We start from the raw sequence: 13,834 nt of genomic DNA, 5'->3' as shown, positions 1-13,834 counted from the left end.
ATGGTTTAGAGTTGTTTAAAAAATTCTCTGTGAAATATCCGGGTGAAGTACAATGAAAAAATCTAGTAAAATAACAAGCGGTTTATATTTAATGTGTAACCGGAATGGCCAAATTGAGGAAGTAATTTTCGATGAGCTGAATCTGGTGCCCAAGAATCAACTGCCGGTACCCTTATTTGATATTCTTGACAGTGAAAGTATGTCGAAGGCAGCAGGTTTCTGGAGTGAAGTGCAGAGCAGAGAGTTTGTACGAGAATATGAGCTCCTCGTTGCAAGAGGGAATCAACTATCTCTTCCTCTGAAGTTTACAGCAGGAACGTTCAACAACAGAGTATGGGTAATTGCCGCTCAAAGTGAGAAAGGGTTGAATGAAATGCTCGATGAATTGATGCTGATTAATAATGAGCAGCAGAATATCATCCGCAGGACAGAGAAGAAACTGAGCCAAACCGGCCAATATGCAGGAACCCAGTCATTCGACTCCTACGATGAAATAACCCGGATGAATAATGAACTGGTAAACGTCCAGAGGCAACTCATCAAAAAGAATGAAGAAATTAACCGATTAAACAATGAGCTTAAACAAAGTAATAAAGAACTTGAACATTTTGCACACTCCATCTCACATGATTTAAAGGAGCCGCTCAGAATGGTCACATCTTTTTTAAAGCTTTTGAATCAACGCTACTCTGGTCAGCTTGATGAAAAAGCCGATAAATACATTCATTTTGCAGTAGATGGTGCTGGCAGGATGAAAGTGTTGATTGATGACCTGCTCGAATTCTCACGTGTTGGAAGGGTGAACAGTACATACGAAAAAACCGATTTAAATCATGTGCTGGAAAACGTCATGAAACTGCTTGAACACATTATAAAAGAACAAAATGCAGACGTTAACTGGAATCACCTGCCTGAAATTCGCTGTCAAACTATGCCTATGCAGCAACTTTTTGCGAACTTAATCTCAAACAGTATCAAATATCGGAAAGAAGATGAACAGCCGGTTGTGAACATTGATTACAAAGAAAAAGCGAACCAGTGGCTTTTTTCCGTGCAGGATAACGGTATAGGTATAAATTCAGAGTTTCATTCGGCTGTTTTTGAAGTATTCCGGAGAATAGATACAAATTCGGATGTTTCAGGTACCGGGATGGGGCTCGCAATTTGTAAAAAAATTGTGGAGGAGCATGGAGGGAAAATTTGGGTGGAATCGGAAGAGGGAGAAGGGAGTACGTTTATTTTTACAATAAAAAAATTGTGAATCAAGAATAGCTTTCGGCCATTCGTCTAAATGTAAGCATGGGTAATAGAGTCTTATCAGAAGATCTAAAAGAACCTGGATTTGTACTTGTGGATTAAGTTGAAAATAACTTATTTACGGCTACATACTTAATATATATTATAACATTCAGCTATCTAATGATTTGTGCTTAATTATACATCTGCAGGCTAAAACCTGATACTGTTTGAGTAAAACCTTACCCCAATACTCATCTGGAATCCTGAAAACCAATATTCTGAATATCTTAACCGATAAGCCAAAATAAATTAGAAAATTTCGCCTCACTTCCGTAGCGTGTTCAGAAACATGAGTGTATTGGAGGGCGGGATGACTTTATTACTGGGATAAAATAAAGCCCATTCAAAAGTTAGAGATTTTGGACGTTAAACAATTGAAAGAAGAATGAGAAAACTTCACGCAGAAAAAGAATACAGTTTTCCTGAAAGTATTGGCCTGCAAAGTTTTTTGTCTAATTCAATAAGAATAGATCGGAGAAATAATAAATCTTTATCCGCAGTAGAGATGTAAAAAGAGTGCGATTCAGAATTGTGCTATTGAATATTTTGAAGAATGATAAATTTCAGACAAATAAATCGATCGAAAAAATGTCTGAAGTAGCATTTAAAAATAATTTTTAAAAAGATGAACACACATGTATCCTTAGAGGAGACGTTGAGGATTGTCCGGAAAATTGCATCCGATGAACTTACTCCGCGTGCAGAAGAAATTGATAAAACAGGCAAGTGGCCTGAGAAGTCAATCCGGGCATTGCAGCAGGCGGGATTAGGTGGTATTGCAATACCTTCTGAACTGGGCGGTCATGGGCAGGGTCTGACCGGTGTCGCAAAGGTTTGTGAAATACTGGGTCATGAATGTGCTTCAACGGCCATGTGCTTTGGTATGCACCTGGTGGGTTCTGCTGTGTTAGCGGCAAAGGCAACCCCGCATCAAAAAGAACATTATATCGCCCCTATTGTAAAAGGAGAACACCTTACAACTCTGTCGATAAGTGAGCCCGGAACAGGGTCTCATTTTTATATACCCGAAGCAGAGCTTAAAAATGAAAAGAATGGAAAGTACACCCTGAATGGGACCAAATCTTTTGTGACAAATGGTAGTTACGCAGATTCATACGTGGTATCTGCTGTTATACCTGCACCTGATACAGCAGTTGGACAATTTACATGTGTGGTCGTAGATAATCGATCTGAGGGACTGAACTGGAAGGGGAAATGGGAAGGAATTGGGATGAAAGGCAACTCTTCACGTACCGTTGAAATAAATAATCTCCGGCTGTCAGAAAATAATATTCTGGGGGAGAAGGGGGATCAGATCTGGTATGTTTTTGAAGTGGTTGCCCCCTATTTTTTAACGGCTATGGCAGGCACCTATTTAGGTATCGCTGCCTCTGCTTTGGAAGAAGCAACCAATCATTTAAACAACAGATCTCATACCCATACCGGAACTGCTTTATCTCATCAGCCCGTTTTGCAGCATCGCCTTGGGGCAATTTGGGCTAAGGTTGAAAGTGCACGGCAGCTTCTTTATTCAGCAGCTGAAAAAGGAGATACCGGGAGTCCGGATGCTTTGCTCTCTGTTCTAAGTTCCAAAGCGGTAGTTTCAGATTGTGTTGTGGAGGTTGTAAACGAAGTCATGACTCTGATGGGAGGCAAAGCCTATGCATCTGAAGGAAAACTTTCAAGACATTTGAGGGATGCCCGCGCATCACACGTTATGGCTCCCACTACCGATCTGCTAAAAACCTGGATGGGCAGGGCTCTGCTTGACGTCCCGCTTTTGGGAGATTAATCTGTCAATAACGAAAAAATGATGGTTGAAGAGGCTACCACATTGGAAAAGGATTTAATACTGCTGATACAGTCGCAAAATCACGATCTTGAAGATCTGATTCCGACATCTGTAAAAAGTCAGAATATTCGATGCAGGTTTGTAGAGGATTTTTCTGATCTCATGGATAAGGAAATGGAAGGTCAGATTATCACTTTTATAGTCGGGAGTGATGTTCAGGATCCTGTTCAAAGTGCCCAGCGTTTACATTCCCTTGAAAAAGATGCCAAAATTATTCTTTTAAGGGATTCTGAAAAGAAAAAAAGTATACTCAAAGAGGCCATTCGATTCTCTCCATTTATCGGTATGGAAGTATTTTGCCTTGATCAATCCAATGAATCAGACCTGGAAAGTCTGTCCGGAATTCTTCAGGACAGTTTGCAAGCTGTACAATACCGGTCAATCATTGCTGCTACCAATTCCCAGATACCCTATTCTGTACCTGCTCAACTTCAATCTCAAAAATTTAATCATCAGTTTATCAACAAACTGATGGATATGGCCCCTATTGGTATTGCAATTATCAACAGGAAGGGAGAAATATTGGGATGGAATAAAGAAGCGACTTCTATCTTTAATAGAAATGAATCACAGGTTTTGGGAAACCCCCTAAGCCAGCTGTTTCACCCTCCGGAGAGGCGTAAATTGGATAAATATCTGCAATTGGGTTTCCAGGATCAGAATTCGGCAAACAACTTCGATCTAAATAGAAAAAAAGATAATACAACCCGGCAATTTCTAAATTTCAAGGTATCACTGTTCACACATTCTGAGGTGCCTGAACCTGTTCTTATAACAGTGATTAAAGATATAACAGAGCGTAAACTGGCAGAAAAGAAATTACAGAAACTGAATCGCTCCCTAAAGCACAAAACGAAAGTACTGGAAGCTTCAAATGCAGAACTGGAACAGTTTGCCTTTGTTGCATCTCACGATCTGCAGGAACCCCTTCGAATGATTACAAGTTTTTTGTCCAGGCTCGAAGAAAAGTATGATTCAGTATTGGATGAAAAAGGAAAAAAATACATTCATCTTGCAACAGATGGTGCGCAAAGAATGCGGCACATTATTCTTGACCTGCTTGATTTTTCACGCATCGGCCGAATAAATATGGAAAGAAATAAGGTTGATGTGAACCAGGTTCTTCAAGAAGTTATCTCGCTTAATAAAAATATTATTAAAGAAAACCGAGCCAAAGTTAAGTCAGAGTGTGAAATGCCGGTAATAAATGCTGCTGAAGGTCCCATGCACCAGTTATTTCAAAACCTTCTGAATAATGCAATAAAATACCAGGAAAAAGGAAAGCAGCCTGTCGTAATTATCTCGTGTAAAGAAGATCAGGAATACTGGCAGTTTTCAGTTCGGGATAACGGAATCGGTATCAATCCTGAATATACTGACAAAATTTTCAATATTTTTCAGCGCCTCCATGGGAATGATGAATACAGCGGAACCGGGATGGGTCTTGCGATCTGCAAAAAAATTGTGGAGGAGCATGGAGGAAAAATTTGGGTTGAATCAGAAGAGGATGAAGGGAGTACATTCTTTTTTACATTGAAAAAAAATGGGAATCATCCCTCAGGTTAATCCGTAATTTTACATAGGTTAACAATTTGAAATAGCCCGGCGATAAGAGAAGTAGCACATTGGGCAGGCATATAGTTTAAAATTTTTTTGTTCAATACAATCAGACACCACCAAGTAATTTATTAATGCTTACACTTTGCGATGTTTCTCTGAATTATTGAATCCATTATTCTGAAAAGTTTATTCACGGTGAAGATTTTTTATGTGGTGAAGTAATAAAAGCTGTAATTTGATTAAAAAATAGCTATCAGTTGCTAAATCATCTGCAGGCATTCAGCTAATATGAACGATTCGTACTGTTTCGAAATTTAGCAGACACGAATGAACGTCCACTAGCTATGCATGTGCGCTGGTGATTCAATTTTTTAAAAAAAAATCCTCGGGAAAAAAGAGGATTGTTGAGTCAGCTTCCGGTCTTTAATGAGATTGTAACTCATATCAAAAATACACCGATCTTAAATTCTCTTCTCGATAACTTCTGCATTAGGGGGGAATAACGACGATCCCAAAAGATGCAGAAAAGATGTACGGAAGAGAAAAAATGGTTTAAATCTGAATTGGAGAACCGGCAACAAAAATAAGCCGATGTTGAAAATTAAATTTCAAAAGAAATTTCGGAAGGGGGAAAAAAGAAAAGTTGACGTAATTGATGCCTATACCTAAATAAAGTTTATGTTTTTATTTATGTGAATTGTAATAGGTTTTATTTGTTAATTCTGAACAAAAATCAGAGTTAACAAGATGTAAGTTGTTGAAAAAGTTTATTTATTACAGAAGTTTTTTTATAGATTGAACCTAATGTCATCTATTCATTCATCTGTATTGTGAGTACCTGTGTATTTTTAAAAGAGTGGAAATAACCAGGTTAAGAATGTTATTATGAACGTAAAAAATTACACTATGAAGTCGGTACAAATATTATTGGTTGAAGATAATGAAGGTGATATCATGCTGATTGAGGAGGCTTTCGATGAGGCAAAGCTTGCCAACAATCTAAATGTGGTGAAAAATGGTGAAAAAGCTATTCAATTTCTCAACAAAGAGGAGCCGTTTACCAGTGCAGTTACCCCGGACCTGATCATTCTTGATGTAAATCTCCCCCGTAAAAACGGTCACGAAGTTTTGCAGTACATTAAAAACAGCAGTAAACTAAAGCATATACCTGTTATTATGCTTACCACCTCCTCATCAGATAAGGATATTTCTCTTTCATATGAAAATCACGCGAATTGTTACATCACCAAGCCGGTTGAGGTTAACGATTTTCTGAGAGCGGTTACCAGCATTGAGGATTTCTGGATAAGTCTTGTACAACTGCCAACGCATACATAATGTAGAGTACCATGAAGAGAGATCAACGCTACTTAGATATTCTTCTGGTCGAAGATAATGCAGGGGATGCCCTGCTCGTTAAAGAATTTATGGAAGAGGCTTTTGCAAATGTGGTTCTTCAAAAAGCCACTACCTTTTCTGAGGCTGAAAGCCATCTGCGTGATAAAAGTTTATATGACGCAATTTTGCTTGATCTGTCACTGCCCGATTCCGATGGAATAGAACTTGTACTTAGTGTGCTTGATCTTGCGAAAGGCGCTCCTGTTATTGTGTTAACCGGCTATTCAAATCTCGAATTTAGTGTGGAATCACTCTCCAGCGGAGTTTCTGACTACCTTTTAAAAGATGAACTCTCCTCAACGCTCCTGTATAAAAGCATCGTATACAGTATTGAACGAAACTCTTTTTCGCTTAGACTAAAAAAATCAGAGAGAAATTATCGTCATCTGTTTGAACTTAGTCCGGTTCCAATGTGGGTGTATGATCTCACAACACTGACGTTTCTGGATGTGAATGAGGCGGCGATAAAACACTATGGATATTCCAAGGATGAGTTTTTGAAGATGACAATCCGTGATATCCGCCTGCAGGAGGAACGCGAAAATATGGATAAGGCGATTCAGTCGATTCGGTCTGAACCGATGGCCACAGGGTCGGGTATTCATCGCCATAAAAAGAAAAATGGTGAAATCATCCAGGTGGAAGTTAGCGGCAGCGCGATTGAGTATAAAGACAGAAGTGCCCGGCTGGTGCTGGCCGATGATATTACAGAAAAACTCAGGGAGCAGCAGAGACTCAAACAACTGGAATCGGTAGTCACAAATACTACGGAGGCGGTAATTATCCTTGAAGCAAACCCTGCAGACGGGCAGGGCCGCAAGATACTTTACGTAAATGATGCGTTCACCCAAATCACGGGGTATACCCGGGATGAAGTTTTAGGAGAGACTGTTGAATTTATGTACGGGCCGCGTACCGAGCAGGAAAAGCTGAACCGGATTACATCTGCCATGAAAAACTGGGAAATCTGTAATATTGAACTGATCAACTACAAAAAAGATGGCACCCCAATCTGGATTAATACCTCTCTCGTACCGGTTGCGGATGAAGAAGGGAATTATGTTCAATGGGTGTCAATTGGCAGAGATGTATCCAGACAAAAAGCGTATGAAAAACGCCTCGAAGATTCTCTCGATGAGAAAGAAGTTTTGCTTTCAGAAATCCATCACAGGGTTAAAAATAACCTGGCGGTAATATCCAGCCTGATGCAGCTTCAGGCGTTTAACGCTACAGATGAAGAACTTGAAAAGAAATTGCATGACAGCGTTTTTCGTGTGAGTACAATGGCCACAATTCACGAAATTTTATACCAGTCAGGCAATTTTTCAAAACTGAATTTCTCTGAAATTATTGAAAAACTTATCCACAATCTCGAGAAAGTACTGGGCGGTGATACCGTTATTGAGCACTGCGTGGAAAAACAGCCTATAGAACTGAATATCAACCAGGCCATACCGTGTTCATTAATGATTAATGAAGTGATCACCAATGTGTATAAACATGCATTTAAAGGAAGAGAGAAGGGGAAATTAAACGTTCGACTTGAATTGAAAGACGGTGAAGTATTTCTGGAAATCGCCGATAATGGAATAGGACTGCCAGAATATGCAGAAGTGGGAAATACAGATTCCCTGGGTCTGCATCTGATTCAGGTACTTACAACACAATTAAAAGGTGAATCAGACCTGAGTAGTGACGAAAACGGTACACGATTTACTCTGAGTTTTCAGAAAATGGATGTTTCAGGAATCGGTAGTTCAAGCATGTGATTTAATCAAAATAACGTTTCAGCCCTCAGTCAAAGCTTGACTGACGGCGGGCTCCCTTAACAACATGATTTACGATATAAAAACCAATTACCGGCTATTGGTAGTAGAGGATAACCCCGGCGATTATGCGCTGATCGAGGGCTATCTGTCTGCAGTTTCCTTTGTTGGGCAGCTCGATCACGCAAAGAACTTTTCCGAAATGAACCGGATGCTGAATGGCGTTTCAAAAACGGACTATCATGCGGTGCTACTGGATTTGAAACTGCCCGATAAAGAGGGTGAAGATCTGATCCGGGAAACCATAAAGCTGGCTCATCCTGCCCCAGTAATTGCGTTAACCGGGCTGTCTGATATGTCGTTTAGCGTTCGTTCACTCAGTATGGGGATTTCAGATTATATCGAAAAAGATAAGCTGGATTCGTATGGACTCTGGAGAAGTATTCGGTACAGCATTGAACGAAATGCGATGTATAAAAAACTGAGTGCATCGGAAAAGCGGTATCGTGAGCTCTTTGAAAATAACCCGTCTCCGATGTTGATTTGGGATCCGGAAACAGGGCAGATTCTTGATTCAAATACGGAAGCGCAACTTAAATATGGGTACGGGGAAAAAGAGTTCCAAAACCTGACTGTTAATGATATTCAGCTGAACAAATTTGAAAGGCCCATTAATGGAAATGGGCGAAATAGTTTTGATTACTCCCATTATCCCCCAAAACAGATCTGGCGCCACAAAAAAAAGAATGGCGAAATATTTCTGACAGAAATAAACGGACATTTGATAGAGTTTAAAAACAAAACTGCCACATTGATGCTTCTGAACGATGTAACGGAGAAAATTGATCTTCAGGAAAAAATGATTGAGAATGTTCTGCAGGCTGAAGAGCGAGAACGCAACCGTGTGGCCAGGGAGTTACATGACGGAATTGTGCAACAACTGGCCGCTTGCGGTATGTTTACGCAGAATCTGATGGATGAAATTAACAATCCAGATTCGCTGAAAGAAAAAATCAACAAACTATACGAATTAATGCAGCAAACTACGCTGCAAACCCGTGACCTTTCACACAACCTGCAGTCGGCAGAATTCGATGTTATGACGATTTCTGATCTGCTTCGCCGACTGGTTCAGCAGCTTACATCCTCTTCCCATATCGATTTTTCCCTGAAAGATCATCTGCCCGACCATATTGAGCTGCCGACAAAAGTAAAGGTGAACCTATACAGAATTGTGCAGGAGTTGTGTGCGAATATCACGAAACACTCCGGCGCTACGAATGCAGATATTATCATTGAGCACACCGGTGATCAGTTAATATTAAAAATCCGGGATAATGGAAAATATTTTGATCCCGAAACGGCAGATTCACACGGGGCAGGACTAATCAATGTGAATAGCCGCGTATTTCGCTTGGGAGGATCTATAAATTATCAGCCTCTCGAAATCGGCATGATGGTACAGATTGAGATTCCTCTGGAGGATTAAATCAGATACTATTTAACGGCAAATCCCAAGATATTTTCAATACTAAAATTTAACTGAATACAATAGGGTTTATGATATTGGGTTAACTTTTTGAATTCGAATTCTATCAACCAAAGAGCAAAGTGTTTATTTAATTAATGTCTCAATCTTACAAAAATAAATATAGAACGCTGTTTGAACACTCTATCACGGCATGCCTGATTTTATCTGAAGATGAGAAAATTCTGGACGCCAACCCTGCAGCGTATACATTATTTAAATATTCACATCAGGAGTTAACAAATAAATCTCTTGTTGATATTCTGGATATCAGCAAGGGTGTCAATTCTAATGAACCGATTAAGACTGAAGGAGTTTGCAAAGACAATTCCAGAATTATTTGTACCTGCAAAAGGTCGGATATTGCCCTGGATGCAAATCAAAAGGGAATTCTTCTCCAGATTTCAGACAGCACGGATGAAACAGAAACGAAGGATCGCCTGCATGGCCTGACGGATAATATTCCCGGTGTTGTTTTTCGATTTCGAATAAATGGAAAAGGGACATCAGAAATTATAAATATTAGCGAAGGTGCTGAGATAATTTGGGGGATTTCAGCAGATGAGGTGTTGCAGGATAATAGTGTAATTTACGAACGGTACCCAGAGGATGACCTGAAAACGCACAAAGAATCTATCTATGCTTCAATGAAGTCGATGAGCAGCTGGATGGATGAATGGCGATATAATCACCCGGATGGAACACTCAGATGGCACCGTGGAGTGGGAAATCCTAAAAAATCGCCAGATGGCAGTGTCGTTTGGGATGTAATTGTGATGGATATCACGATGGAAAAAGAGGAAACGCACCGGATGTCGATGCTGGAGTCTGTTGTTACCAATGCCAATGATTCTGTGCTGATTACCACGTGCAGCCCGATAGAAGCACCGGATGGGCCGGAGGTGATATATGTAAACCGGGCATTTACTGAAATGACAGGATATAGGAGCGATGAAATCATCGGCAAAACGCCCCGTATTCTTCAGGGCCCGAACAGTGAAGGGGATGGGCTGCAAAAACTAAGAATGGCGATTGCCAATGAAGAATCTGCAGAAGTTGAATTGATCAACTATAAAAAAAATGGAGAGGAGTTCTGGGTGCATATCTCCTTCAGCCCCGTGTACGATAATGATGGGGAATGTTCTCATTTTATCGCTATTGAGCGGGATATCACGGAGAGAAAAAACCGTGAGCTGCTGAACACTCTTCAGGCCGATGTGAATCGCCAGTTTAATACACATGATTCTCTTACCGATACTTTTGACGCTGTTCTGGATACGATCATATCTTTTGGGAATTTTAAAATTGCAGAAATATGGCTATTAAATGAGAATGGTACATCTATTGATCTGCAGGGGTGTCGTAGATCGGAAAGTGACGCAGCCAGGTTTTATGAGGAATCAAAATGGAATCGTTCATTTCGGAAGGGTGAAGGCATGCCCGGAACAACCTGGCAAACAGGGGAAACTCAGTTTTGGCGAAATCTTGGTGAAAATGAAAAGTTTGTAAGATGCAATGCTGCAAAAATTACGGATATACAAACCGCCTATTGTATTCCGGTGACCCATGATCGAAAAATTATTGGTGCACTTCTGTTAGGACTGCGTGAAGATCAGCCAAGAGAACGGTATTATCTAAGTTTGTTGAAAGAGCTGGGGCATGACCTTGGGTCTGAAATCAAGCGAAAACAGCTGGAGCAGCAACTCAGCAGAATCTTCAGTTTCTCACCAGACATAATTTGTGTGGCCGGAATGGACGGATACTATAAGCGGGTGAATCCGGCGATGAGCCGAATGCTTGGCTATACCCAGGACGAACTGCTTTCTCATCCCATTACTTCATTTACCCATCCGGATGACCGCCTTCGGACGGAAAAGGAGGTAGATGCACTGGCCACAGGAAAAGGGCAGACGAATTTTGAAAATCGATTGATTACAAAATCCGGTGAAGTTGTCTGGGTGTCATGGACAACCAGAACCTTTGAAGAGGAGGGCAAAGTTTACAGTATTGCCCGCGATATTACCGAACAAAAAAAATTGGAACTGCTGCTTGAACAAGCCAGCAGCTTATCAAAAATCGGCGGTTGGGAGGTTGACCAGGCCAATAAAACAGTTTACTGGTCTGATATTACATACGAAATTCATGAAGTGTCTCACGAATTTGAACCCGATTTACAAAACGCAATTCATTTCTATAAGGAAGGAAAAAGCCGTGCAGCTCTTTCAGAAGCCCTGAATGGGTTAATGAACAGTGGAAAACCGTTTGATATTGAGGCTCAGATCATAACAGGTAAAGGAAATGAGAAATGGGTTCGGGTCATCGGGGAGGCTGAAATTCTTGAAGGGCGATTCAAACGGTTATATGGCAGTTTCCAGGATGTTGATCAGCTGAAACGTGCTGAAATTGCAAGTAAAAAAGCAGCTGAACAGCGGGCGAATATTCTGGAAAGTATATCGGATGCGTTTTATGCGATCGATGATCAGTGGAATATTACCTACTTCAACAAAGAGGCTGAAAATTTGCTGAACAAATCAGCTGATGATCTGAAGGGGAAAAATTTCTGGGATGTTTTTCCTGAAGCAAAGGAGACCGAACTGTATCAAAAGTATAGGGTTGTGGTTGAAAACGGTGAACCGGAAACATTTGAATATTATTACCCCCCTGAAGAATCATGGTTTGAAACATCAGCCTATCCGGCAGAGGACGGAATTACGGTCTATTTCAAGCAAATAGATGAACGAAAAGAATGGCAGCAACGCATTTTAAACAAAACACGCCAGCTCGATACAATCGCACTTTTTAATGGACTGCTGATCAAAAAAGAGAGCTGGAAAGATGCACTTTTCGAGTGCATGGAAAAGTTTGCCGACGTAGTAGATGCCGACAGAGTTTATTATTTTAAAAATGAGCAGGACGAAAATTCGGGCGATTTGTTTGCGAAATTGGAATTGGAATGGGCGTCCGAAAAGTGGCCGTGTGATACCGTGGAATCAAAAATACGGGAATTGCCGCTAAGTCAGCTCGATCAGTTCGTGCAGGTACTGTCAGAGAATAACCCACTCTCTGTTCGCGTGGCTGATGTCAGTAATGAAGAGTTGAAAGGGGCGATAGAGGCTCAAAATGTAAAATCAATTCTGATGATTCCGGTATTTACCGGCGGGGTATTTTACGGGGTGATCTCCTTTGAGGATTGCGAAAGTGAAAGGGTGTGGAACGAAGAAGAGATCTCTTTTCTGCAGACGATCGCAATCAACCTGGCGTCAGCTATTGAAGGCAAACAGGCAGAACATGCTATTCAACAGGCGTACGAAGAGAGAAACCGGCTCCTTGAGAGTATTGGAGATGCTTTTTTTGCAGTAAACCGGGAATGGACAGTGACCTACTGGAATAATGAAGCTGAAAAAGTTCTTCAAATGCCAAGAGAAAATGTTGTTGGAAAAAACTTGTGGGATATCTACAAGGATGCCACTGAGCTGGACTTTTATTATGAGTACCATCGGGTCATGAATGAGCAGTGTTCGGCAACGTTCGAGGAGTATTACCCCACGCTGGATAAGTGGTTTGAGGTTAGTGCGTATCCCTCACCCGATGGAGTGTCTGTATTTTTCAAAGATATTTCAGACCGAAAAGAGTGGGAAGAGAGGCTAAAGAAACTAAACCGCGATCTCGAGCAGAAATCAAAAGACCTGGAAGTTTCCAATGCAGAACTGGAACAGTTTGCGTTTGTGGCATCACACGATCTGCAGGAACCTCTTCGGATGATTACCAGTTTCCTGTCTCTTTTGGATAAAAAGTACGGAGAAAACCTGGACGATAAGGCGAAGGAGTACATATATTTTGCATCTGATGGTGCTCGTCGAATGAGGCAGATAATTCTCGACCTTTTAGATTTTTCCAGAATCGGCAGGGTGGAAAATGAAAAAAGGATTGTTGATCTGAATGAAGTAGTAGAGGTAACAAAACTGCTGAATAAACAAACAATCGAAGAAAAAAAGGGGGAAATAATTGCAAACGATCTGCCGAAAATAGTTGCTGAAGAACCATCAATAAAACGTTTATTGGCCAATTTGGTAAACAACGCGCTTAAATATCAAAAAGAAGGCGTTCCTCCACGGATTATCATAACCGCTGAGGAGCAGCCGAATCAATGGGTGATGCGTGTAGAAGACAATGGAATTGGTATCAATAAAGAGTACAGCCAGAAAATCTTTAATATTTTTCAGCGGCTTCACCCAAAAGAGGAGTATCCCGGAACCGGGATAGGGCTGGCAATCTGTAAAAAAATTGTGGAACAGCATGGAGGCGATATCTGGGTAGAATCAGAAGATGGAAAAGGTAGTGTGTTTAGTTTTTCACTTCCCAAGGTATCTCTAGGTGAGAACTTGTCAAATGACGATCTAAAATAAACCATTCATTCACACCATGAGAGAT

7 protein-coding genes are annotated in these 13,834 nt (G+C 40.7%); all 7 read left to right on the top strand.

From position 1 onward, the window contains the following. Positions 1-145 precede the first annotated feature (145 nt). The 7 genes from DYD21_RS14895 to DYD21_RS14865 all read left to right on the top strand — a co-directional run bounded on the left by DYD21_RS14895 (position 146) and on the right by DYD21_RS14865 (position 13,809). Positions 146-1,261 (top strand): ATP-binding protein, encoded by a 1,116-nt coding sequence (locus DYD21_RS14895; protein WP_158607314.1) that lies wholly within the window; start codon positions 146-148, stop codon positions 1,259-1,261. Between the two features lie 663 nt (positions 1,262-1,924). Beyond that, the gene (locus DYD21_RS14890; RefSeq protein WP_116037791.1) at positions 1,925-3,091 is read left to right on the top strand and encodes an acyl-CoA dehydrogenase family protein; all 1,167 of its coding nucleotides are present in this window, start codon (positions 1,925-1,927) and stop codon (positions 3,089-3,091) included. An 18-nt stretch (positions 3,092-3,109) separates the two neighbouring features. After that, positions 3,110-4,717, top strand: a complete 1,608-nt coding sequence (locus DYD21_RS14885) for an ATP-binding protein (RefSeq protein WP_116037790.1) — start codon at positions 3,110-3,112, stop codon at positions 4,715-4,717. 900 nt (positions 4,718-5,617) lie between these two features. Next, on the top strand, positions 5,618-6,049 hold the full coding sequence (locus DYD21_RS14880; RefSeq protein WP_116037887.1) for a response regulator: 432 nt from the start codon (positions 5,618-5,620) through the stop codon (positions 6,047-6,049). An 11-nt stretch (positions 6,050-6,060) separates the two neighbouring features. After that, positions 6,061-7,878 carry a PAS domain S-box protein gene (locus DYD21_RS14875; protein WP_116037789.1) on the top strand — a complete coding sequence of 606 codons (1,818 nt, stop codon included), beginning with the start codon at positions 6,061-6,063 and terminating at the stop codon, positions 7,876-7,878. A gap of 64 nt (positions 7,879-7,942) precedes the next feature. After that, on the top strand, positions 7,943-9,364 hold the full coding sequence (locus DYD21_RS14870; protein WP_116037788.1) for a PAS domain S-box protein: 1,422 nt from the start codon (positions 7,943-7,945) through the stop codon (positions 9,362-9,364). A gap of 137 nt (positions 9,365-9,501) precedes the next feature. Beyond that, entirely contained in the window at positions 9,502-13,809 is a 4,308-nt protein-coding gene (locus DYD21_RS14865; protein ID WP_116037787.1) for a PAS domain S-box protein, read from the top strand. Positions 13,810-13,834 lie beyond the last annotated feature (25 nt).

The organism is Rhodohalobacter sp. SW132 (assembly GCF_003390325.1).
GTDB lineage: Bacteria > Bacteroidota > Rhodothermia > Balneolales > Balneolaceae > SW132.
This window is presented reverse-complemented; position numbering and strand designations above follow the sequence as displayed.